Below are 22460 nucleotides of genomic sequence, written 5' to 3'. Positions count from 1 at the left end.
GGGCATGCGATCGCTCGCCCCTGGATCAGGCCGCGTCGGGCGTGCGGGGGCCCGGTCGTGCCGCCTGGCCGGCCGGGGCGTCGGGCTGGTGGAGGCGATGCCGCAGGCCGTCGAGCAGGGCCGAGAGCCCGTAGTCGAAGGCGAGGTGGCGGGTGCGGTCGAGGTCGAGGCACAGGTAGCCGTCGAAGCGGGCCAGCATCTCGGGATGGTCGGCGGCGGCGACCTTGAGCTGGTCGCGCATGTTGGTCATCCACTCCTCCGCGTCGCCGCTCGACCGGCCCACGGTGGTGACCCACCCGGCCTCCGGCGTCGTCGCGCCGAGGGTGTAGGCCAGAACGGCGCTGACCGCGTAGTCGAGGGTCAGCCCGGTGAAACCGGCGTTCTCCATGGCCTGGGTGAGCCGGCCGGCCGCCGTGAGCGCGTTCGGCCCGATGCTCGGCATGACGCCGACGAGCGCGACCGACCACGGGTGCCGCAATATCGCCTCGCGCAGCCCATACGCGAAGGCCGCGACGGTGTCCTGCCAGCCGGCGGCCGCCTCGGGGCCGGGGACGAGCACCTCGGAGTAGACCTCGTCCAGCACGAGCTCGAGCAGCTCGTCCTTGTGCGCCACGTGCCAGTAGAGGCTGGTGGCACCCGCGCCGAGGCGGGCACCGAGCTTGCGCATGCTGAGAGCGTCCAGCCCTTCGGCGTCGAGCAGGTCGATGGCCGCCCTGACGATCTGGTCGCGGCTCAGCGCGGGCTGCTCCCGGGCGGGCGCGGCTCTCTGCGCGCCTTCGCGGGACCAGACCGAGGTGAAACGTTTCGCCGGCACGTATGCGGACTCCTTCTTCCGCTCTCCACAATAATTCTCTCGCACACCGTGCGATACCTATCGTACGCTGTGCGAGTGGAATCGAACGGTGTACGAGAAGAGAGCGGCCCGGCCCCTGGCGGGCATCCGCGCCGCTGGTGGATCCTTGGCGTGCTGTGCGTCAGCCTGCTGGTGCTGGTCGTGGACAACACGGTGCTCAACCTGGCCATCCCGTCGCTCATCCGCGACCTGGGCGCCACCCCGTCCGACGTGCAGTGGATCATCGACGCCTACGTCCTGGTGTTCGCCGGCCTGCTGCTCACCGTGGGCAGCCTGTCCGACCGGTACGGCCGGCGGCGCTTCCTGGTCATCGGCCTGCTGGCGTTCGGTGCGGCCTCGCTGCTGGCCACGCTCGCCCAGGAGCCGTGGCAGCTGATCGGCGCGCGTGCGCTCATGGGCGTGGGCGGCTCGTTCCTGATGCCCAGCACGCTGTCGATCCTGGTGACGGTCTTCGACGACTCCGAGCGGCGCAAGGCGTTCGCCGCGTGGAGCGCGGTCGCCATGGTGGGCGTGATCGCCGGGCCGACGCTCGGCGGCTTCCTGCTGGAGCACTACTGGTGGGGTTCGGTCTTCCTGCTGAACGTGCCGATCGCGGTGGTCGCGGTGATCGCCGCCGTGCTGCTGATGCCCGAGTCGCGCGGCCCGGCCCGTCCCACCGACCCGCTGGGCGCGCTGCTGTCGACGGCCGGCATGACGGCCCTGGTCTACGCGGTGATCGCCGCGCCCCGGGCCGGCTGGGGCTCGGCCGAGGCGGTGATCGCCGTGGTGGTCGCGGTGGTCGGGCTGGGCGCGTTCGTCCTCTGGGAACGCAGGTCCGACCATCCGATGCTGCCGCTTCGGCTGTTCCGCGACCGCGACTTCGGCGGGGCGTCCTTCTCCATCGTGCTGATGTCGTTCGGCACCGGCGCCCTGCTGCTCATGCTCACGCAGTACCTGCAGTTCGTGCTGTCCTACGGCCCCATGCGGGCGGGCCTCGCGCTGCTGCCGTACGCGGTGGCCGCGGCGCTCTTCAACGGGGTGGGCGCCGGGCTCGGGCAGCGGGTCAGCAACCGGCTGCTGATCGGGGGCGGCATGGCGGTGATGGCCGCGGGCTTCGCCGTGCTCGGAACGCTCGGCCCAGCCGACGGGTACGGCAAGCTCATCACCGGCCTGCTGATCATGGGTGTCGGCGGTGGCCTGGCAGGCCCGGCGGCGTACGCGACGCTCATGGGCGCGGTGCCGCCCGAGCACGCGGGCGTCGGCTCGGCGCTGAACGACACCGTCCAGCAGGTCGGCATGGCGCTCAGCGTCGCGGTGCTCGGCAGCGTGCTCGCCGGGGTCTACACGGCGCGGATGCCCGAGAGCGCCCCCGCCGCCGTACGCGACTCGATCGGCGCGGCGTTGCAGACAGGGGACGCGGGGCTGGTGCGCACCGCCAAGGACGCCTTCGTGTCGGCCATGTCGTTCGGCTCCTGGGTCGCGATGGCCTTCACGCTGGCCGCGGCCGCGCTGGCCTTCACCGTCCTGCGTGCCCGCTCGGCATCCGCCGCCGCCCCGTCAGAGCCCGAGCCCGAGAAGGTCGCCTGAGCGGCATCGACGACCCCGGTCCCGGCCCGGAACGCATCCTCCCAGGCCGGGACCGGGAAGCGAGGCGGTAGCAGACTGTAAGGTGATTCGCGGGTCCGCCGACACCTTGGAGGTGGGAGCCATGGCGGCGAGTCGCGATAATCGGGCTATGTCCGAGCTGCTCTCGCGCCATCGTGCGGTCATGCCCACCTGGTTGTCCCTCTACTACGACGAGCCGATCGAGATCGTGCGGGGGAAGGGCAACCGCGTCGTCGACGCCGAAGGCCGCAGCTACCTCGACTTCTTCGCCGGCATCCTGACCAACATGATCGGGTACGACGTGCCCGAGGTGCGTGACGCGGTCGAGCGTCAGCTCGCCACCGGCGTCGTGCACACCAGCACCGTCTACCTGCTGCGGGCGCAGGTCGAGCTGGCCGAGAAGATCGCCCGGCTGTCGGGCATCGAGAACGCCAAGGTCTTCTTCACCAACTCCGGCACCGAGGCCAACGAGACGGCCCTGCTGCTCGCGACCTACGCCCGCGGGACCGACCAGGTGCTCGCCATGCGGCAGAGCTACCACGGCCGAAGCTTCGGCGCGATCGCGGTCACCGCGAACCGCTCCTGGAAGAACAACTCGCTGTCCCCGCTGAACGTGCACTTCCTGCACGGCGCCGACCGCCATCTGACGCAGTTCCGCGGCATGTCCGACGCGCAGTACATCGCCGCCTGCGTGGACGATCTGCGGCACCTGCTGGCCACCGGGGTGGCCAACGACGTCGCCGCGCTCATCGCCGAGCCCATCCAGGGCGTCGGCGGGTTCACCATGGCGCCCGACGGCTTGTTCCGGGCCTACAAGGACGTCCTGGATGAAGAGGGCGTCCTCTTCATCTCCGACGAGGTGCAGACCGGCTGGGGCCGCACCGGTTCGGCCTTCTTCGGCATCCAGAACCACGGCGTCACCCCGGACATGATGACCTTCGCCAAGGGGCTCGGCAACGGCTTCGCGGTCGGCGGCGTGGTCGCGCGAGGCGACCTGATGGACGGCCCGCACGCGATCGGCCTGTCCACCTTCGGCGGCAACCCGGTCTCCATGGCGGCGGCCAACGCGACCCTGGACTACGTGCTGGACCACGACCTGCAGCGGTGCGCCGCCGTGACCGGGGCGATCCTGATCGATGGTCTGCGCGCCGCCATGCCGCGGCTGCCGGTCGTCGGCGACGTGCGCGGCAAGGGCCTGATGTTCGCCGTCGAGCTGGTCGACCCGGGCACCGGCGCGCCGTCCCCGGCGCTGGCCGCGCGGTTCATGGAGGAGACCAAGAAGCTCGGCCTGCTGGCCGGCAAGGGCGGTCTGTACGGCAACGTGCTGCGCATGGCGCCGCCGCTGACGCTGACCGAGGACGAGGCGCGCGAGGGGCTCGGCATCATCCTCACCGCGCTGGAGACGATCGACGAGGAGACGGGCAAGTGAGCCACCGGACAGCGGACGGGACGCCGGACCGGCACGGCGGGGCGGCGACGGACGCCCGCGAGGCGCCGGCGAAGCGGGTCACCCACTGGATCGGCGGCGCGGCGGTGCCGGGCGCATCCGGACGGCAGGGTGAGGTCTTCGACCCGGCCACGGGCGCCGTGGCCGCCCGGGTGGACCTCGCCACCCCCGCCGAGGTGGACACGGCGGTGGCCGCCGCGGTGGCGGCCTTCCCCGCCTGGCGCGACGCTTCGCTGACCAAGCGGACCCAGGTGCTGTTCCGGTTCCGCGAGCTGATGGTCGCCCACCGCGACGAACTGGCCGCGCTGATCAGCGCCGAGCACGGCAAGGTGCGCTCCGACGCGCTCGGCGAGGTGGCCAGGGGCCTGGAGGTCGTGGAGTTCGCCTGCGGCATCCCGCACCTGCTCAAGGGCGGTTTCTCGGAGAACGTCTCGACCGGCGTCGACTCGTTCTCGATCAGGCAGCCGCTCGGCGTCGTCGCCGGGATCACGCCGTTCAACTTCCCGGCCATGGTGCCGATGTGGATGTTCCCGGTGGCCATCGCCTGCGGCAACGCCTTCGTGCTCAAGCCTTCCGAGCGCGACCCGTCGGCGTCGCTGCTGATGGCCTCGCTGTGGCGGCAGGCCGGTCTGCCGGACGGGGTGTTCAACGTCGTCCAGGGGGACAAGGCGGCGGTCGACCGGCTGCTGGAGCACGCGGACGTGCGAGCCGTCTCGTTCGTCGGGTCCACCCCGATCGCCCGGTACGTCTACGAGACCGGGACGCGGAACGGCAAGCGGGTGCAGGCGCTCGGCGGCGCGAAGAACCACATGCTGGTGCTGCCCGATGCCGACCTCGACCTGGTCGCCGACGCCGCGGTGAGCGCGGGGTTCGGCTCGGCGGGGGAGCGGTGCATGGCCATCTCGGTCGTGCTCGCCGTGGACCCGGTGGGAGACGAGCTGGTCGCCAAGATCGTCGAGCGCATGGCGCGGCTCACCGTCGGGCCGGGCGACGACCCCGACGCCGACATGGGCCCGCTCGTCACCCGGGCGCACCGCGACAAGGTGGCCTCCTACCTCGACACCGCCGTCACCGAGGGGGCCAAGCTCGTCGTGGACGGGCGGGACACCCCGGTCAAGGGCGGCGCCAGCGCCGCCGAGACCCCCGGATTCTGGCTCGGCCCGACCCTGGTCGACCACGTCAGGCCGGGGTCGGCCGTCCACCGCGACGAGATCTTCGGCCCGGTGCTGTCGGTGGTGCGGGTCGCCTCCTACACGGAAGGCCTGGAGATCATCAACGGTACCGAGTACGGCAACGGGACGGCGGTGTTCACCAACGACGGCGGCGCGGCCCGGCGCTTCCAGAACGAGGTGGAGGTCGGCATGGTCGGCATCAACGTGCCGATCCCGGTGCCGATGGCGTACTACAGCTTCGGTGGCTGGAAGGCCTCCCTGTTCGGCGACACGCACGTCCACGGCACCGAGGGGGTGCACTTCTACACCCGCGGCAAGGTCGTCACCTCGCGCTGGCTCGACCCGGGCCACGGCGGGGTGAACCTCGGGTTCCCGACCAACGGGTAGCCGGGCGCACCGGCGTGGCGATCGTCCCCGGCCGGTAGGCTGCCGCGCAGGAAGCAGAGTACAAGGGGGCGGTCTGCGGTGGTCACGGGCGGGAGGCGTCTGGCGTCGTTCCTGGCGCTGATCACCTCGGCCGCCGTCGCCGCCGGCGGGTGTGGCGGCATGGGGCGGCCCGATGCGGCGGCCGGCAGCGTGGCCGCGCGTTCCGCGGCGACACCGGTCGCGACGCCGGCCTCCCCGTCGGCCCCACCGGTCACGCCCACGCCCTCACCCTCCCCGACGGCCCTCGGCCCCGGGGAGGGCACGGTCACCGTCCTGACCTTCCGCGGCTACGCCGAGTACGGCGGGACCCAGCCGGCGTACAACTGGGTGACGCCGTTCGAGCGGGCCACGGGCTGCCGGGTCAACCTGCGCTTCCCGGCCGCCGACGACCAGATGGACAAGATGCTGGCGGGCACCGCCTACGACGTCGTGTCGGCGCCGCCCGAGGTCGGCGGCCGGCTGGTCGCCGAACGCAAGGTCGTGCCGATCACCACCTCCCTGGTGCCGAACTACGACGAGATCCCCGAGTGGCTGCGGGCACAGCGCTCGGTCACCGCGGGCGGCCAGGTGTACGGAGTGCCGTACTTGTGGGGCTGGTACGCGACGTTGTACGACAGCGGCAGGACGCGGCCGCCCGCCGGCTCCGCGCTGTACGAGGCGCCTGGCCCGGTCGCGCTCAGGGACAGCCCGATGACCATCGCCGACGCCGCCCTCGCGCTCCGGCGCCTGCGGCCCAAGCTGGGCATCGACGATCCGTACCAGTTGACCCCGGCCCAGCTCGACGCCGCGATCGCACTGCTCGGCGCGGGGCGAGGCACCGCCCGGACGCCCGGGAGCGACGGCGGGCGGATCTACTGGAAGGAGCCGGTCCAGGCGATGCAGGCGCTCGCCGGCGGCACGGCCGAGGCGGCGCGCACACTGCCCTACCACCTGGACATCCTGCGCAAGGCGGGCCATGGCGGGTGGAAGGCGGTGCCGGACGCCCCGGCGACCGGCTGGGCCGACTCTTGGATGATCTCGACGCGGGCGGCCGCGCCCAACTGCGCCTACCGCTGGATCGACTGGTCCATCTCCGCGGAGGCGCAGCAGCAGGCGTCGGTGTGGAACCTCCTGGCGCCGGCCAACCCGGGCGCCTGCGACCTCTCCGGCAAGGGCGCGGAGCGGTCCGGCCAGGCACGGCGCGAGCGCGACATCTGTGCCGCGTACCGCGTCGGGGACGAGTCCTTCACCAAGAAGGTGGCCTTCGCCGTTCTCCCGGGAAGCGACTGCGAAGGCGCGGACGGCGAGTGCACCGACTATGCCGAGTGGGCCGCCCGGTGGCGGGCGCTCGTCGAGTAGCTGGCGCGTCCGCCCGCTGATCCCGTGCGCCTTCCGTGGCCCGGTGCGGGCGCGCGTGGTCGTGCCGGATCGGTGGTGCGCCTGGGCGATGGGACGTGTTCCCAGCCGCCCTCACGGTTGGTCACAACGGAATCGGTGGCGATGTGCGCAGGTCACGACCGGTCCTCTTATTGAATGAACGACCAGTCAGTTGGTAGCGTCTTGTCATGCGCATCCTTCTCGTAGGCGCGGGTGGCGTGGGCTCGGCCGTGGTGCCGATCGCCGCCCGGCGCGACTTCTTCCAGCACATCGTCGTCGCCGACTATGACCGTTCACGCGCCGAGGCAGTGGTCTCCAAACAGGTGGCCGCCGGCCGGCGAGCGGCCGGCGGGGACCTCCGCCCGGAGGACCGCTTCAGCGCGATCGCGCTGGACGCCTCCGACGAGGCCGCGGTGACGGCGGCCCTGCGCGAGCACCGCTGCGACGTGTTGTTCAACGCGGTGGACCCCCGCTTCGACATGCCGCTGTTCCGGGCGGCCCTCGCGGCCGGGGCGGACTACCTGGACATGGCCATGTCGCTGTCCCGGCCGCACCCCTCGCGGCCCTATGAGCTGCCCGGCGTCAAGCTCGGCGACGAGCAGTTCGCCATGTCGCCCCAGTGGGAGGCCGCGGGCGGGCTCGCCCTGGTCGGCATGGGCGTGGAGCCCGGCCTGGCCGACGTGTTCGCCAGGTACGCCGCCGACCACCTGTTCGACACCATCGACGAGATCGGCATCCGCGACGGGGCCAACCTGGTCGTCGAAGGGCCGGACGGACAGGAGACGTTCGCCCCGACGTTCTCCATCTGGACCACCATCGAGGAGTGCCTGAACCCGCCGGTGGTGTGGGAGGACGGCGGCTGGCACACCACCGAGCCGTTCAGTGAGCCGGAGGTCTTCGACTTCCCCGAGGGCATCGGGCCGGTCGAGTGCGTCAACGTCGAGCACGAGGAGGTGCTGCTGGTCCCGCGCTGGGTGAAGGCCGGCCGGGTCACCTTCAAGTACGGCCTCGGGGCGGAGTTCATCGAGGTGCTGCGCACCCTGCACAAGCTCGGCCTCGACTCGACCGAGCCGGTGCGGATCAGGGGCGTCGCGGTGTCACCCCGCGACGTCGTGGCGGCGTCCCTGCCCGACCCGGCGACGCTCGGCGAGCGTATGCGCGGCAAGACCTGCGCGGGCACCTGGATCAAGGGCACCGGCAGGGACGGCGAGCCGCGCGAGGTCTACCTGTACCACGTGGTGGACAACGAGTGGTCGATGCGCGAGTACGGCGCCCAGGCCGTGGTCTGGCAGACGGCCGTCCACCCTGTCGTGGCGCTGGAACTGCTGGCCCGCGGCGTCTGGCGAGGCAGGGGAGTGCTCGGCCCCGAGGCGTTCGACCCGGTGCCGTTCCTGGAACTGCTGAACGAGTACGGCTCCCCATGGGGCATGCGCGAGCAGTGACGCCCTCCGCGCACCCGGTCAGGGCAGGGCGGCCTCGTGCCCGGCCTGGCGGCGGGGATTGGGCGGCGCGGGCAGCAGCGCCTTGGCGCAGTCTTCGCAGGCCATGACGGGAGCGTCGTCCGGCAGCCGGCCGACCCGCACCCGGGGCCGCGGCCACTTCTTGTGGCAGACCACGCAGGCGTCGCCCTCGCGCTGTGGTCTGGTCAGGTCGTGTGGGTCGAACGTCAGGTTGGGCCGTGCCGCTGGATGCCAGCTCATCGGTCTCCCGTCGATCGAAGGTATCCTACCCGGACCGTTATAGCCCCATTACCCAAAGTGATCGACTAGGGCGATGTCAAGGACCGGTTAAATCGCCGGCATCGCCCCGCCCGTACAACAACAAAAGGGACACCTCGGTGAAAGCCGGGTGCCCCTTTTGTGGTGGTGTTAAACGGACGCGACGGCCTTCTCCAGGATGGACAGGCCCTCTTCCAGCAGGTGATCCGGCATGGAGAGCGGCGGCAGGAAGCGCAGCACGTTGCCGTAGGTGCCGGCCGTCAGCACGACCAGCCCTTCCGCGTGGCAGCGCCGGAGGATCTCCCCGGTGATCGCCGGGTCGGCCTGCCTGGTCCCCGGGACGACCAGCTCGATGGCGACCATCGCGCCGCGTCCGCGCACGTCGCCGATGATCGGGAACCGCTCGGCCAGCGCCCGCAGCCGGGGAAGCATGATGTCGCCGATCCGCCGGGCGCGCTCGACCAGGCCGTCGGCCTCGATGGTGTCCAGCACGCCCAGCGCGGCCTCGCACGCCAGCGGGTTGCCGCCGTAGGTGCCGCCGAGGCCGCCGACGTGGACGGCGTCGAGGAGTTCGGCCCGGCCGGTGACCGCCGCGAGGGGCAGGCCGCCCGCGATGCCCTTGGCGGTGCAGATGATGTCCGGCACGATGCCCTCGTCCTCGCACGCGAACATGCGCCCGGTCCGGGCGAACCCGGTCTGCACCTCGTCGGCGATGAAGACGATGCCGTTGGCCCTGGCGTAGGCGAGCAGCGCGGGCAGGAAGCCGCGGGCGGGCTCGATGAAACCGCCTTCGCCCTGGATCGGCTCGATCACGATGGCGGCCACGTTCTGCGCGCCGATCTGCTTGTCGATCGCGTCCATGACCTGCACCGCGGCCTCTTCGGCGCAGTTCTCCGGGCCGGTGGGCCACCGGAACGGGTAGGCCATCGGCATCCGGTACACCTCCGGAGCGTACGGCCCGAACCGGTGCTTGTAGGGCATGTTCTTGGCCGTGAGCGTCATGGTGAGCAGGGTGCGTCCGTGGTAGCCGTGGTCGAACACGACGACGGCCTGCCGTCCGGTCGCGTGCCGGGCCACCTTCACCGCGTTCTCCACGGCCTCGGCGCCGGAGTTGACCAGGAACGAGCGCTTCTCGTGGTCGCCGGGGGTGAGCGCGTTCAGCCGTTCGCACACCTGCACGTACGACTCGTACGGGGTGACCATGAAGCAGGTGTGGGTGAAGTCGGCGACCTGCCGGGTGACCCGCTCGACCACCCGCGGCGCGGCGTTGCCCACCGTGGTCACCGCGATGCCCGAGCCGAAGTCGATGAGAGAGTTGCCGTCGGCGTCCACCAGCACGCCGCCGCCCGCGTGCGTCACGAAGACCGGCAGGGTGGTGCCGATGCCCGGCGGGACCGCCGACCGCTTGCGGGCGAACATCTCACGAGATCGCGGGCCGGGGACCTCGGTGACCAGGCGGCGCCGCTGGGGCAGTGCGGGCCCGCCGTGCGTGATGGGCTGCTCGGAAGAGGCGCCCGGCTGCTCGTGGACGTCACGCTCGTTGCTCATGCCTGTGACGTTACGGCCACCGCGTCCGGTTGCCGACTTGGCGACATGTCACAATATGTCGGTCTGGCTTGGCCACGTTGTACAACAGCCCGGTCCCGTGCCGGCCGTGGACGACGCCCGGCACCCGAACGCCCGAAGGAGTGGCATGGCCCCGAGCCTGCGGCGGGTGGCGGCCCTCGCGCCGCTGCGGCTTCGGGTGCGCGCCGGCCAGGACGCACTGGAACGCCCGGTGCGCTGGGTCGCCGTCAGCGAGCTGGAGGACCCCACTCCCTTCCTGGAGGGCGACGAACTGGTCCTCACCACCGGCATGCGGCTGCGCCCCGCCGGTGCACCGGCGTACGTGGCCCGGCTGGTCAGGCGCGGCGTGGCGGGCCTGGGGTTCGGCGTGGGGCTCGGCCACGAGGAGGTGCCCGCCGAACTGGTCGAGGCCGCGGCCCGTGCCGGTCTCCCGCTGGTCGAGGTGCCCAGGGGGACCCCCTTCATCGCCATCGGCAAGGCGGTCAGCGAGATGATCGCCGCCGAGCGGTACGAGGAACTCGGCGACGCCTTCGCCGCCCAGGGCAGGCTGACCCGCGCCGCGCTCGGTGGCGGGGGGATGGCCGCGGTGGTCCGCCGGCTGGCCACGGAGATCCACGGCTGGGCGGCGCTGTTCGACGAGACGGGCGCCGTGCTGCACACCGCGGGCGCGGGCGCGGACGACGGCGCCGAGCAGGTACGGGACGAGCTCGGCCGGCTGCGCGGCACCGACGGCGCGCCCGCCAGTCTCGCGCTGTCCGGACCGCACGAGCACGTCATCGTCCTGCCGCTCGGCGACCAGCGGCGGATCAGCGGCTTCTTCGCCGTGGGCGGGCCGCGGCCGTTCTCCCCGGTCGGGCACACCGTCGTCAACACCGCCGGATCGCTGCTCGCCCTCTCCCTGGAACAGCGCCGCGGCCGGCTGGCCGCCGAGCGCCGCGTCAACGCGGCCGTGCTGCGGTTGCTGCTGGCCGGCGAACGCGACTCCGCCACCGACGTCCTGGCCGCCCTGCCCGCCGGGCAGGAGGCGAGGGACCTCCTCGGCGACGGCCCGCTGGTCGTGGTCGCCTGCCTGCCGGACGACGCCGAGGAACTGCAGGACGCCCTGCCGGGGTTCACCGCGCCGCTGGACGACCTCGTCGTGGCGCTGGCGCCCGCGGACCGGGCCGCGCCGCTCGCCGAGATCGCGGCGCGCGGCGGCCGGGCCGGGCTCAGCGCGCCGGTCGACCCGTCCGACCTGGTCACCGGCCTTTCCCAGGCGCGGCGAGCCCTCGCCTTCGCCGACCCGGTCATGCGCTTCCCCGACCTCGCCGGGCAGCGGCTGCTCGCCCTGGTCGACCCCGGCCTGCTGTCGGGGTTCGCCGCCGCGCTGCTCGCCCCGCTGCGCGAGTACGGCTCCCGGGCCGACCTCGCGGACTCGCTGCGCGTCTACCTGGAGTGCAACGGCCACTGGGACGCGGCCGCGCAGCGCCTCGGTGTCCACCGGCACACGCTGCGCTACCGGATGCGCCGGGTCTCCGAACTGCTCGGCCGCGACCTGGACGACCCCGGGGTGCGCGCCGAGCTGTGGGTCGCGCTCGCGGCGCCGGAACCCGGCCGCAGGGAGCCGGTCGCCCGGGAGGTCAGTACGGGTAGGGCTGGCCGTCCTTCTGCACCAGGTAGCGGCTGATCGCGGCCAGCGTCACCGAGGCGTAGACTCGGTCGCCGTTCAGGAACCCGGCACGTTCCAGGCTCACGGCGCCCTGCGCCGCCGCCCACAGGCAGTCGGCGATCTTGCGTGGCTGGGTGGGCACCAGGTAACCGGCCGAGATGCACTCGGCGATGGCCCGGTCGAGGATGTTCATCGCCGCCCGGGCGAGCGTGCGCGCCCGCTCACTCGGCTCGAAGCCGGGGATCGCCTTCTCGAACATCACGCTGTAGTACCCCGGCTCGGCCAGGCACGCCTCGCGGTAGGCCGGGCCCAGCGAGGTGAGGTACTCAAGCGGGTCGGGGTGGCGGGGGACCGCCGCGAGCGTGCGGCGGAACCGCTCGAAGCCCTCCAGGTAGAGCGCTTCCGCCAGCCCTTCCTTGCTGCCGAACATGGTGTACACCACGGTGGTGGCACACCCGGCCTCGGCGGCGATGCGCCGGACGGTGAGGCTGTCGGCGCCCCGGGTCACCAGTAGCTCGCCGGCCACCGTGATGAGCCGGGCACGCAGCTCATCCTGGGAGGACTGGTTGCCCGGCGTGTAGGCGCCCTGGAGGCCGAGCGGCGCAGGCGAACCCATGAGCGACTCAGCCCCTTCTCCCCGCGGATCCCACGCGGACCCGCATCTTGACTTAACCATGTGTCGCGACCTTCAAACCGTCATGCGACAGAAAACATCCGGAAAACTCGGCATGTTCGTTACAGAACGGGGAAAGAATGTTCTTTATGCGGAGTGGAGCGATCCCGGTGAGCGCTTGTCCGCAGTGGAGTAGCGCCCCGGTTCGCGGGAAGGCATAGCGTCGGCTCATGGACGTACGCCCCTTCTGGCTCGCCGGTTCGCCCGCGACGGGCGAAGACGAGCTCACGGTGACAAACCCCCACGACGGCCGGGTCGTCGGCGTCGCGTCGGTGCCGGACCCCGGCCAGGTGGAGCAGGCGGTGGCGGCCGCGCACGCCGTCCGTAAGCAGGCCGCCGCCCTGCCGATCCACGTGCGCGCGGAGGCGCTGGCCCACATCTCGCGCCGGCTGGCGGAACGCGCGGAGGAGACGGCCCGGCTGATCAGCGCCGAGAACGGCAAGCCGATCTTCTGGGCGCGCGGCGAGGTCGGCCGCGCGGTCTCCACCTTCCGCTTCGCGGCCGAGGAGACCCGCCGCTTCAGCGGCGACGTCCAGCGGCTCGACACCGAGCCCGCCGCCGCCGGCCGCCTGGCCTACGTCTCGCGTCAGCCGTACGGGCCGGTGCTGGCCGTCACGCCGTTCAACTTCCCGCTCAACCTGGTGGCGCACAAGGTGGCGCCCGCCATCGCGGTCGGCGCGCCCGTGATCGTCAAGCCGGCGCCGGCGACCCCGCTGTCGGCGCTGCTGCTCGGCGAGATCATCGCCGAGACCGGCCTGCCGGAGGGCATGTTCTCGGTGCTGCCGGTGCCGAACGAGCGCGCGGGGGCACTGGTCGACGACCCGCGCCTGCCGGTGGTGTCGTTCACCGGGTCCGGGCCGGTCGGGTACGCCATCAAGGACCGCGTGCCGCGCAAGCACGTCACGCTCGAACTCGGCGGCAACGCCGCGGCGGTCGTGCTCGCCGACGCCGACCTCGACTGGGCGGCCTCCCGCGTCGCGCTCTTCTCCAACTACCAGGCAGGGCAGAGCTGCATCGCCGTCCAGCGGGTGATCGTCGAGGAACCGGTGGCCGAGGCGTTCACCGCCAAGCTCGTCGCCGCCGTCGAGGGCCTGGTCGTCGGCGACCCCGCCGACGACAAGACCCAGGTCGGGCCGCTGGTGTCGGTCGAGGCGGCCGAGCGCGTGGAGCAGTGGGTGGCCGAGGCGGTCGCCGCGGGGGCCACGGTGCTCACCGGAGGCACCAGGGACGGCGCCACCGTCGCCCCCACCGTGCTGACCGGCGTCCCGCGGGATGCCAAGGTCGTCAGCGAGGAGGTCTTCGGCCCGGTGATGGTCCTCCAGCCGGTCGCCTCGGTGGACGAGGCGTTCGCCGTCGCGAACGACTCCAGGTTCGGCCTGCAGGCGGGAGTCTTCACCTCCAGCCTGGAGACGGCCTTCCGCGCCGGCAAGGAGCTGGAGGTCGGCGGTGTGATCATCGGGGATGTGCCGTCCTACCGCGCCGACCAGATGCCCTACGGCGGGGTCAAGGAGTCCGGCATCGGCCGTGAGGGCCTGCGTTCGGCGATGGAGGACTACACCTACGAGAAGGTCATGGTGCTCACCGGCCTGACCCTGTGACACGGGCCGGTCGTGGCCATGAGCCCACCGGAGTGCCGGGTGACCGCCGCGCCGGCCAGGGGCGCCCGGCCCGCCTCCGCCTGTGAGAGAGCCGTGATCGCGGGCCGGTGCGCCCGCGGCACGCGCGAGGATCGTCGCCACGTCAGGCCCGCTGCGCCGCCTCGAACAGCCGGCGGGCCTGGTCTCCCAGGTAGGGCCCGTACATCGTGCCCGGGTCGTCGCTGTACTTGAAGCTGCTCACCGACGTCACCACGCCCTCCCCGGTGGCCGGGTCGAAGGAGCTCAGCCACGGCCCGCCGCTCGAGCCCGCGGTCAGGTCACAGCGCATGCCCTGGTCGTGGGTCTGGCCGTGCGGATCAGGGCCCGTCCCGCCCGCGCAGTACATCAGGTGCTCACCGTCATAGGGCGGGTCGGCCGGGAAGCCGAACCCGGCCGCCGGCCGGCCACGCGGCACGCCGAAGCCGATCCGCTGGCCGCCGACGACCTCGCCGAGGTGCCGGCCGGCCACGGGGTTGACCGCGACCATGCCGAGGTCGTGGCTGTCGTCGCCCTTGCGCGACCACGGCTCGGGCACCAGCATGCGGCGGGCGGTGAACATCCCGAAGGGCCGGTCGCCCGCCTTGTAGCCCGGCACGAACGTCCAGTTCTCCGCCCAGGCGCCCGTGCCGTCCTTCACGCAGTGCCCGGCCGTGACCACGACGTCCAGGTTGCGGCTGCGCACCGCCCCCGCCGAGCAGACGTAGTCCACTCCCCGCATGGTGAGGAAGACCCGCCCGGTGGTGCGGGTGACCGCGCCGCCGGAGGCCCACCGCGCGCCGCTCGTGCTCACCATCGGCCTGCCCGCCGTCGTTCCCGCGGCCGAGGGCGCGCGGGTCGCCGGCGCGGTGCCGGGCGCGCCGGGGTGCTCGCGGGGAGGTGCGCCCGCGGACGGCCGGACGACGGGCGGCCGCACCGCGGCGAGGCGCAGCGGAAGAGCGCCCAGAGCCGGTCGGCCGATCGAGGCCAGCGAGCCGAGCAGGCCGCCGGGCAGCGCGCGCGCCATGCGCTGTGGCGTCCAGTACGCCAGGACGCGGCGCTGATCGACGGCGGTGAGGGCGGCCGGGCGCCGGGCCACTCCCTCCGTCGCGGCGGCCGCGGCGGAGGGGACGGGTAAGGAGGTGGAGGAGGCCGCCGGGGGACGATGGCCCCCCGGCGGGACGACCCGCGCGGGTGCGGCGGGACCGGTGCCGCCCGGCCCCGCGGCGAGCGACACGGCGGCGATCAGGGGGAGGATCGGGGTCATGGCTCCCGAGTGTGGACTACGGATGGTCGCCTTGCGGATACTTTCGGTAAATCAGGCGGCGTCCTGGTTCTGCGCCGCGTTGTAGACCGCCTGGGCCTCCGCGCCGAAGTACGGGCCGAACATCCAGTACGGCGCGAAGTTGTACTTGAAGCTGTTCACCGAGTTCAGCGTGCCCGCGCCGGTGCTCTCGTCGAAGCCGAGGAACCAGCCGCCGCCGCTGGAGCCGCCGGTCATGTCGCAGGTGAGGCCCTGGTCGGTCGAGACCAGGTAGTCGTTGAACACCCGGCCGCCGCAGTAGATCAGCCTGGACCCGTCGTACGGGCTCGCCGCGGGGTAGCCGAAGGCGTACATCTGCCGTCCGCGCGGCTGGTTGAACGCGATGCCCTGCCCGCCGACCACGTCGACCAGCCGCCGCCCGTCGAGCGGGGCGACCACGGCCGCGGCCATGTCGTGGTTCATGTCCTCGCTCGCGTTCCACTGGGGCGTGGTCAGCAGGCTGGTGGCCACCCAGGTGCCGTGGGGGCGGTTGCCGGCGTTGTAGCCCGGCACGAACACCCAGTTGGTGTGGAAGGCGCCGCCGAGCTTCACGCAGTGCCCTGCGGTGATCACCACGCTCTTGTTGGCACTGGTGACGGCGGTGCCCGAGCAGGAGGCGTTGCGTCCCTGATAGGTGAAGAACACCCGTCCCTCGGTCGCGGTGATCGCGCCGCCCGCCGTCCAGGGGGCGCCGCCCGAGCGGGCCGCGAGCGCTGAGCGGGACGGCGACGGGGGCGCGCTGGGCGAGGCGGAGGGAGAGACCGAGGGAGAGGAGGACGGCGCGGGGGGCGCGGGCGTGGTGGGCACGGCCTGGGTGGGGGCAGGGGAGGCGGGCGGTTCGTCCGCGGCGGCGGCGCGCCCGGCCACGTGCGCGCCGGGGGCCACCTGGGTGACCTTGCCGCCGCCCGCGGTGCTGGTCGTCCGTCCGCCGCGTGAGCGCACCAGGTCCAGCGGCCGGGCGGCGGCCATCTTGGCCGGGGTCCAGAACCGCTTGACGTCGCGCTGCTCCTTGCCGGTGTCGGCGGCGCCGTGCACGGAGGGCCGGGGGGCGGCCGACGGCCGGGCCGCCTCGGCGGTCGAGGCGTTCAGCAGGATGCCCGCCGCCAGAGGGGAGATCGCGAGAACGGGGATGAGACGTCGTACCGTGCGCTGCATGCGGGGTCCTCCATGCGATGGTCGCGGCGGCCGGGCCGCGCGCCGGGGCGCCGTGTGCCTCCCGGCGGCGCGCGGCGTCCTCACGCGGGCCCGGCTCCCGCGGGGTGGGGTGCCGTGCTCTGACCGGGGAAGGTAATGCCGCCCAATTCGGCATTTCTCGCGATTCGTCGAGACCGGTATGACGGGTTTCGGGCATTGAGCTGCTCGTTTCCCACCAGTCGCAGCCGTGACGGCCGGCCGGAACGGCGGGCGGTCCCCCGCCGGGCCGCGATAATGGGGGGCATGCAGACCCCTCTCGCCGGCGGACCCGCGGGCGCGGTCCCGGCCGCTCCGCCATCGACGGGCGCCGTTCCGACGGGCTCGGCCGCCGCGGGCGACGCCCAGCAGGCCGCCCTCGCCGGACCGGCAGGCCCGTCCCGCCCGGACGAGCCGCGTTCGATCGTCGTGCTCGGCTCCACCGGCTCCATCGGCACCCAGGCACTGGAGGTCATCGAGCGCGACCCCGCGCGGTTCCGGGTGGCCGGGCTGGTCGCCGGAGGCGGGCAGATCGAGCTGCTGGCGCGGCAGGTGCGGCGGTTCCGGCCCGAGGTGGTCGCGGTCGCCGACGAGCGGGCCGTCCCCGAACTGCGCGAGGCGATCGGCCCGGTGCCGGTGCTCGCCGGCCCCGAAGGAGTGGCGCAGGTCGCCGCCTGGCCCTGCGACCTGGTGCTGAACGGCATCACCGGCGCCGTCGGCCTCACCTCGACGCTCGCCGCGCTGTCGGCGGGCCGGGTGCTCGCGCTGGCCAACAAGGAGTCGCTCATCATCGGCGGCCCGCTGGTCAAGCGGCTGGCCGGGCCGGGCCGCATCCTTCCGGTCGACTCCGAGCACTCGGCGCTCGCCCAGTGCCTGTGGGCGGCCGGGCCGGGCGGCTACGACCCGGCACAGGTACGGCGGCTGGTGGTCACGGCGAGCGGCGGGCCGTTCCGCGGCCGCGGGCGGGACGAGCTGGCCGATGTGACCCCCGAGCAGGCGCTCAAGCATCCCACCTGGGACATGGGGACGGTCATCACCCTCAACTCGGCGACCCTGGTCAACAAGGGCCTGGAGGTCATCGAGGCCAACCTGCTGTTCGACATCCCCTTCGACCGCATCACCGTGGTCGTCCACCCGCAGTCGGTCGTCCACTCGATGGTGGAGTTCGTCGACGGGTCGACCATCGCCCAGGCCAGCCCGCCCGACATGCGGCTGCCCATCTCGCTGACCCTGGGCTGGCCGTCGCGGGTGCCGGGCGCCGCCGCCGCGGTCGACTGGACCAAGGCCCACACCTGGACCTTCGAGCCGCTGGACGACGAGGCGTTTCCCGCCGTGGCGCTGGCGCGGCACGTGGGGGCCGAGGGCGGCACCGCCCCGGCCGTCTACAACGCCGCCAACGAGGTCTGCGTGGCGGCGTTCCTCGGCGGGCGGCTGCCGTTCCCCGGCATCGTCGACACCGTCGCGGCCGTGGTCGCCGAGCACGTCGTGACCCCGGCGGACACGGTGGAGGAGGTCCTGGCCGCCGACGCCTGGGCCCGCGCCCGGGCCGGCGAGCTGGTGGCCGCCCCGGCGCGGTGACCGCCGGAGGCGAGCCCCGATGGACCCGAGCACGGTGGCCCGGAGCCCCGGCTTTGTCGGGCCAACGCGTGTTCCGGTCCACCCGGGTCCCTAGACTGGGGATCGTCCTGACGCTCATCGACCAAGGTGCTGGAAGAAGATGACATCCGTAGAGCTGGGCATCCCTTCGGTTCGGAGCAAGCCGATCGCCGAGAGGCGGGTGTCGCGGCAGATCATGGTCGGTTCGGTGCCGGTGGGCGGGGGCGCCCCGGTCTCGGTGCAGTCCATGACCACCACCCTGACCGCGGACATCAACGCCACGCTGCAGCAGATCGCCGAGCTGACCGCCGCCGGCTGCCAGATCGTCCGCGTCGCCGTCCCCTCGCAGGACGACGCCGACGCGCTGCCCGCCATCGCGCGCAAGTCGCAGATCCCGGTGATCGCCGACATCCACTTCCAGCCGAAGTACGTCTTCGCCGCCATCGACGCCGGCTGTGCCGCGGTCCGGGTCAACCCCGGCAACATCAAGAAGTTCGACGACAAGATCGGCGAGATCGCCAAGGCCGCCTCCGCGGCCGGCGTGCCGATCCGCATCGGGGTCAACGCCGGCTCGCTCGACCCGCGCCTGCTGGCCAAGTACGGCAAGGCCACCCCTGAGGCGCTGGTGGAGTCGGCGCTGTGGGAGTGCTCGCTGTTCGAGGAGCACGGCTTCCGCGACATCAAGATCTCCGTCAAGCACCACGACCCGGTGGTCATGGTCCAGGCCTACCGCCTGCTCGCCGCGCGCTGCGACTACCCGCTGCACCTCGGCGTCACCGAGGCCGGCCCCGCGTTCCAGGGCACGATCAAGTCGGCCGTGGCCTTCGGCGCGCTGCTCGCCGAGGGCATCGGCGACACCATCCGGGTCTCGCTGTCGGCGCCGCCGGTCGAGGAGGTCAAGGTCGGCACCGCCATCCTGGAGTCGCTCAATCTCCGCGAGCGCGGGCTCGAGATCGTCTCCTGCCCCTCCTGCGGGCGGGCCCAGGTGGACGTCTACACCCTGGCCGAGCAGGTTCACGCCGGGCTCGACGGGCTGAAGGTCCCGCTGCGCGTCGCCGTGATGGGCTGCGTGGTGAACGGTCCAGGCGAGGCCCGCGAGGCCGATCTCGGTGTCGCCTCGGGCAACGGCAAGGGCCAGATCTTCGTCAAGGGCGAGGTCGTCAAGACCGTCCCCGAGTCGCAGATCGTCGAGACCCTCATCGAGGAGGCCCTGCGCCTGGCCGAGGAGATGGGCGTCGAGGTCGACCTCGACGACGACGAGGCCCCCGGTCCGCAGGTCGTCGTCGGCTGAGCCGCACGACGCGGGCCCCGCTCGCGCAGTGCCGCCCGAAGCGGCCATGAGCCTCCCACCCGCCGGAGTTCCGGCAGGTGGGAGGGGGTGGGATTTCGGCGAGCGGGCCACCGTGGTGTATGCATGAAGGTGTGCGGCACGGGCGCTCGGCACCTCATCCGCACCGGTGGTGGCGATCGGGCCACGCGCTGGTGGCGATCCCGTTCGTCGTCATCATCTTGATCACCGTTGCTGATATCGGCACCCCTGCCGAGGTCCGCCTGACCCCGTTGCTGATCACCGCGCCGGCGATCACCGGGGCGTTCGCCGGGCCGCGGATCACGGGGTTCATCGGCGCGCTGACCATCGGTGACCAGCTCATGCTCGACATCCACGCCGAGGTGCTGGGCAGGCGTCCGGTGCAGACCGAGCTCGCCGCCACGGTCGTGGTCACCGCGTTCCTGGTCGTGTTCACCTACCTGCGCGACCGGCACCGCAAGGTGCTCATCCGGGTCCGCTCGGTGGCCGAGGCGGCCCAGCGTGCCCTGCTGCGCCCGCTGCCGCCCGACATCGGCCGGCTGCGGTTCGCCTCCCTGTACCTCGCCGCCGAGCAGGAGGCGCAGATCGGCGGCGACCTGTACGCCGCGGCGCGGGCCGAGCGATCGGTGCGCGTCCTCGTGGGCGACGTGCGCGGCAAAGGGCTTCCCTCGGTGTCGGAGGCCGCTTTGCTGCTCGGTTCCTTCCGCGAGGCCGCGCGCCGGCGCGCGACCCTGCCCGAGGTGGCCGCCTACCTGGACGAGAGCGTGCGCGCCGACCTGGCCGAGCATCTCGGGAACTGCACCCACGCCGAGGAGAACTTCATCACCGCCGTCCTGCTGGAGATCTGGCACGACCGGCCGGTGGTCGAGCTGGTCGACTGCGGGCATCCGCCGCCGCTGCTGCTGCGTGATCGGCAGGTGACGGCGATGCAGTCGCCCAGTTCCTCGCCGCCGCTCGGCCTCGGCGACCTCGCCGAGCCGTCGTACGAGACGGAGACCTTCGACTTCAAGGCCGGCGACGTTCTCCTGCTCTACACCGACGGGGTCATCGAGGCCCGCAGCCCGGACGGGCGCTTCTACCCGCTGGCCGAGCGGCTGCTGGAGTGGAGCGGTGACGAGGCGGACAAGCTGATCGAGCACGTCCGCAGCGACCTGCTCGCCCATGTGGGCGGACGCCTCGCCGACGACGCGGCCATGGTGGCGATCCAGCGCCTGCCGGACTGACGGCGGCGGGACGCCCGGCCGGTCCGCAGAAAGGGCCGATGCCACCCCCGTCACCCTTGATCTATTACGCGGCGCAATCGAATGACTACAGATCGGTAAACGTTGGGCCCGGTCACCCGCCCCGGCGCGCTCCGGTCCGGGAACATCGCCTCTGCCACAGCAGCAGAGGGAGTTGACGGGTGAAGCGCGTTTTCTGTGTGATGGCGGGTGCGGCCACGCTGGTCGCGGCGGCCACGGTGCTGCCGGGTGGGGCGCGGGCCGCCGCGCCGCCCGGCGGTCCTTCCTGGGCCGCGTGTCCAGGGCCCAAGATGCTGGTCTCGGCCGAGTGCGCGACGGTGAACGTCCCGCTCGATCCCTCCCGGCCCGAGGGGCGCACCATCGCCCTCGCGCTCAGCCGGGTGAAGGGCGCCGAGTCCCACGACCGCCGGCAGGGCCTTGGTGTGCTGCTGGTCAACCCGGGCGGCCCCGGCGCGCCGGGCGTCAACCTGGCGAGGTACGTCGCCGCCGCGCTGCCCAAGGACGTCGCGGAGCGGTACGACATCATCGGCTTCGACCCGCGCGGCGTGGGCGCCAGCGAGCCCGCCATGCACTGCGTCGACCACAAGAAGCACTTCGCCGCGCCGCGCCTGGACGAGGTGCCGGCCAACGACGCGGCCGAGGACGCCCTGCTGGCACGGGCCAGGCAGTACGCCGCGGCGTGCGGCGCCCGCTGGTCGTGGCTGCTGCCGCACATGAACACCGAGAACTCCGCGCGCGACATGGACGCCATCCGGCAGGCGCTCGGCGAGGAGAAGATCAGCTATCTGGGCTACTCCTACGGCACCTACCTCGGCGCGGTCTACGCCACGCTGTTCCCGAACCGGGTGCGGCGGCTGGTGCTGGACAGCGTGGTCGACCCCGAGGGCGTCTGGTACGACTCGAACATCGCCCAGGACTACGCGTTCGACCGGCGCCACCGCCAGTTCCTGGCCTGGGTCGCCAGGCACCATGACGTCTACCGGCTGGGCCGCACGCAGACCCAGGTGAGCGCGGCCTGGTACGCGCTGCGCCGCCGGCTCGCCGAACGCCCGGCCGGGGGCATCGTCGGGCCGAGCGAACTGGGCGACATCTTCACCGTCGGGGGGTACACCAACGCGGTCTGGCCGCAGTTCGCCGCGGCCTTCTCCGCCTACGTCCGCAAGGGCCGCTCCGACGGCCTGGTGGCCGCCTACCAGCGCCACGTGGACCATGACGCCGCGGCCGAGAACAACTACGCGGTCTACCTGGCCGTGCAGTGCCGCGACGCCGAATGGCCGCGCGACTGGTCCCGATGGAAGGCCGACACCGCCCAGGTGAACGCCAAGGCGCCGTTCATGGCGTGGTCCAACGCCTGGTACAACGCGCCGTGCGCCTTCTGGCCGGCGAAGGGCGGCCGGCCGTTGCGCGTCGGGAACGTCGGCCACCTGCCGCCGATCCTGCTCGTCCAGTCCCGCAACGACGCCGCGACACCGTTCGCCGGGGCGCTGCGGGTGCGCGAGCGGTTCCCGACCTCCCGCCTGCTGGTGGAGGGGGGCGGCAACCACGGGGTCTCGCTCGGCGACAACTCCTGCGTCGACCGGCATCTGGCCGCCTACCTGCGGGATGGGACCGTTCCCGGCGGCGGGGCCGAGCAGCGCGCGGGCCACCGGCCGGACGCCGAGTGCGAGGCGTCCGCCGAGCCCCGGCCGTTGCCGGCGGTCGCGGCGACCGCGGCGCATTCGAAAACGGCCATGGCGACCAACAGCCGATAGGGTCGGTTCGTTCCAAAATCGGGACGGTCGCGTA

General features: G+C 72.8%; 17 protein-coding genes. 11 read left to right on the top strand and 6 right to left on the bottom strand.

The window, feature by feature from the left end:
- Nucleotides 1–25: 25 nt before the first annotated feature.
- A complete protein-coding gene (locus IEY93_RS13800; RefSeq protein ID WP_189163424.1) occupies nt 26–814 on the bottom strand; it encodes a TetR/AcrR family transcriptional regulator C-terminal domain-containing protein in 789 nt (262 codons plus the stop codon).
- Between the two features lie 75 nt (nt 815–889).
- Here IEY93_RS13800 and IEY93_RS13795 point away from each other — a divergent pair, with 75 nt between their 5' ends.
- From IEY93_RS13795 to IEY93_RS13775, 5 genes are all read left to right on the top strand, one after another.
- Nucleotides 890–2419, top strand: coding sequence for an MFS transporter (locus IEY93_RS13795; protein ID WP_189163423.1), 1530 nt, complete (start codon nt 890–892; stop codon nt 2417–2419).
- A 148-nt stretch (nt 2420–2567) separates the two neighbouring features.
- The gene (locus IEY93_RS13790) at nt 2568–3866 is read left to right on the top strand and encodes an aspartate aminotransferase family protein (protein WP_189163422.1); all 1299 of its coding nucleotides are present in this window, start codon (nt 2568–2570) and stop codon (nt 3864–3866) included.
- Between the two features lie 89 nt (nt 3867–3955).
- Nucleotides 3956–5443, top strand: a complete 1488-nt coding sequence (locus tag IEY93_RS13785) for a CoA-acylating methylmalonate-semialdehyde dehydrogenase (protein ID WP_229691114.1) — start codon at nt 3956–3958, stop codon at nt 5441–5443.
- A gap of 78 nt (nt 5444–5521) precedes the next feature.
- Nucleotides 5522–6820: an extracellular solute-binding protein gene (locus IEY93_RS13780; protein ID WP_189163420.1), complete on the top strand. Its 1299-nt coding sequence runs from the start codon at nt 5522–5524 to the stop codon at nt 6818–6820.
- A gap of 206 nt (nt 6821–7026) precedes the next feature.
- The gene (locus IEY93_RS13775; RefSeq protein ID WP_189163419.1) at nt 7027–8280 is read left to right on the top strand and encodes a saccharopine dehydrogenase family protein; all 1254 of its coding nucleotides are present in this window, start codon (nt 7027–7029) and stop codon (nt 8278–8280) included.
- 18 nt (nt 8281–8298) lie between these two features.
- On the opposite strand, the gene IEY93_RS13770 is transcribed toward IEY93_RS13775, so the two are convergent.
- Nucleotides 8299–8538 carry a hypothetical protein gene (locus IEY93_RS13770; protein WP_189163418.1) on the bottom strand — a complete coding sequence of 80 codons (240 nt, stop codon included), beginning with the start codon at nt 8536–8538 and terminating at the stop codon, nt 8299–8301.
- A gap of 168 nt (nt 8539–8706) precedes the next feature.
- Nucleotides 8707–10104, bottom strand: a complete 1398-nt coding sequence (gene gabT, locus IEY93_RS13765) for a 4-aminobutyrate--2-oxoglutarate transaminase (RefSeq protein WP_189163417.1) — start codon at nt 10102–10104, stop codon at nt 8707–8709.
- A 145-nt stretch (nt 10105–10249) separates the two neighbouring features.
- On the opposite strand from gabT, the gene IEY93_RS13760 reads away from it, so the two are divergent.
- Nucleotides 10250–11788, top strand: coding sequence for a PucR family transcriptional regulator (locus tag IEY93_RS13760; protein ID WP_189163416.1), 1539 nt, complete (start codon nt 10250–10252; stop codon nt 11786–11788).
- Here IEY93_RS13760 and IEY93_RS13755 read toward each other — a convergent pair.
- Nucleotides 11742–12386 (bottom strand): TetR/AcrR family transcriptional regulator, encoded by a 645-nt coding sequence (locus IEY93_RS13755; protein WP_189163415.1) that lies wholly within the window; start codon nt 12384–12386, stop codon nt 11742–11744. The genes IEY93_RS13760 and IEY93_RS13755 overlap by 47 nt on opposite strands.
- Nucleotides 12387–12613: 227 nt before the next feature.
- On the opposite strand from IEY93_RS13755, the gene IEY93_RS13750 reads away from it, so the two are divergent.
- Nucleotides 12614–14041: an aldehyde dehydrogenase family protein gene (locus IEY93_RS13750; protein ID WP_189163414.1), complete on the top strand. Its 1428-nt coding sequence runs from the start codon at nt 12614–12616 to the stop codon at nt 14039–14041.
- A 142-nt stretch (nt 14042–14183) separates the two neighbouring features.
- On the opposite strand, the gene IEY93_RS13745 is transcribed toward IEY93_RS13750, so the two are convergent.
- Nucleotides 14184–15323 (bottom strand): trypsin-like serine peptidase, encoded by a 1140-nt coding sequence (locus IEY93_RS13745; RefSeq protein ID WP_189163413.1) that lies wholly within the window; start codon nt 15321–15323, stop codon nt 14184–14186.
- A gap of 51 nt (nt 15324–15374) precedes the next feature.
- The gene (locus tag IEY93_RS13740) at nt 15375–16514 is read right to left on the bottom strand and encodes a trypsin-like serine peptidase (RefSeq protein WP_189163412.1); all 1140 of its coding nucleotides are present in this window, start codon (nt 16512–16514) and stop codon (nt 15375–15377) included.
- A gap of 282 nt (nt 16515–16796) precedes the next feature.
- Between IEY93_RS13740 and dxr the strand changes: the two genes are divergently transcribed.
- The 4 genes from dxr (at nt 16797) to IEY93_RS13720 (ending at nt 22426) form a co-directional block, all read left to right on the top strand.
- Entirely contained in the window at nt 16797–18107 is a 1311-nt protein-coding gene (gene dxr, locus IEY93_RS13735; protein ID WP_189163411.1) for a 1-deoxy-D-xylulose-5-phosphate reductoisomerase, read from the top strand.
- A 139-nt stretch (nt 18108–18246) separates the two neighbouring features.
- Entirely contained in the window at nt 18247–19416 is a 1170-nt protein-coding gene (ispG, locus tag IEY93_RS13730) for a flavodoxin-dependent (E)-4-hydroxy-3-methylbut-2-enyl-diphosphate synthase (RefSeq protein ID WP_189163410.1), read from the top strand.
- 119 nt (nt 19417–19535) lie between these two features.
- Nucleotides 19536–20657, top strand: a complete 1122-nt coding sequence (locus IEY93_RS13725) for a PP2C family protein-serine/threonine phosphatase (protein WP_189163409.1) — start codon at nt 19536–19538, stop codon at nt 20655–20657.
- 179 nt (nt 20658–20836) lie between these two features.
- A complete protein-coding gene (locus tag IEY93_RS13720; RefSeq protein WP_229691109.1) occupies nt 20837–22426 on the top strand; it encodes an alpha/beta hydrolase in 1590 nt (529 codons plus the stop codon).
- Nucleotides 22427–22460 lie beyond the last annotated feature (34 nt).

Source organism: Sphaerisporangium melleum (assembly GCF_014646695.1).
GTDB classification, from domain to species: domain Bacteria; phylum Actinomycetota; class Actinomycetes; order Streptosporangiales; family Streptosporangiaceae; genus Sphaerisporangium; species Sphaerisporangium melleum.
This window is presented reverse-complemented; position numbering and strand designations above follow the sequence as displayed.

Bases quoted from the DNA above. Each gene is read 5' to 3' on its own strand.
- IEY93_RS13750 (WP_189163414.1), top strand. From the start codon at position 12,614: ATGGACGTACGCCCCTTCTGGCTCGCCGGTTCGCCCGCGACGGGCGAA.
- gabT (WP_189163417.1), bottom strand. From the start codon at position 10,104: ATGAGCAACGAGCGTGACGTCCACGAGCAGCCGGGCGCCTCTTCCGAG.
- IEY93_RS13790 (WP_189163422.1), top strand. From the start codon at position 2,568: ATGTCCGAGCTGCTCTCGCGCCATCGTGCGGTCATGCCCACCTGGTTG.
- IEY93_RS13775 (WP_189163419.1), top strand. From the start codon at position 7,027: ATGCGCATCCTTCTCGTAGGCGCGGGTGGCGTGGGCTCGGCCGTGGTG.
- IEY93_RS13740 (WP_189163412.1), bottom strand. From the start codon at position 16,514: ATGCAGCGCACGGTACGACGTCTCATCCCCGTTCTCGCGATCTCCCCT.
- ispG (WP_189163410.1), top strand. From the start codon at position 18,247: ATGACATCCGTAGAGCTGGGCATCCCTTCGGTTCGGAGCAAGCCGATC.
- IEY93_RS13755 (WP_189163415.1), bottom strand. From the start codon at position 12,386: ATGGGTTCGCCTGCGCCGCTCGGCCTCCAGGGCGCCTACACGCCGGGC.
- dxr (WP_189163411.1), top strand. From the start codon at position 16,797: ATGCAGACCCCTCTCGCCGGCGGACCCGCGGGCGCGGTCCCGGCCGCT.
- IEY93_RS13770 (WP_189163418.1), bottom strand. From the start codon at position 8,538: ATGAGCTGGCATCCAGCGGCACGGCCCAACCTGACGTTCGACCCACAC.
- IEY93_RS13745 (WP_189163413.1), bottom strand. From the start codon at position 15,323: ATGACCCCGATCCTCCCCCTGATCGCCGCCGTGTCGCTCGCCGCGGGG.
- IEY93_RS13725 (WP_189163409.1), top strand. From the start codon at position 19,536: ATGCATGAAGGTGTGCGGCACGGGCGCTCGGCACCTCATCCGCACCGG.
- IEY93_RS13760 (WP_189163416.1), top strand. From the start codon at position 10,250: ATGGCCCCGAGCCTGCGGCGGGTGGCGGCCCTCGCGCCGCTGCGGCTT.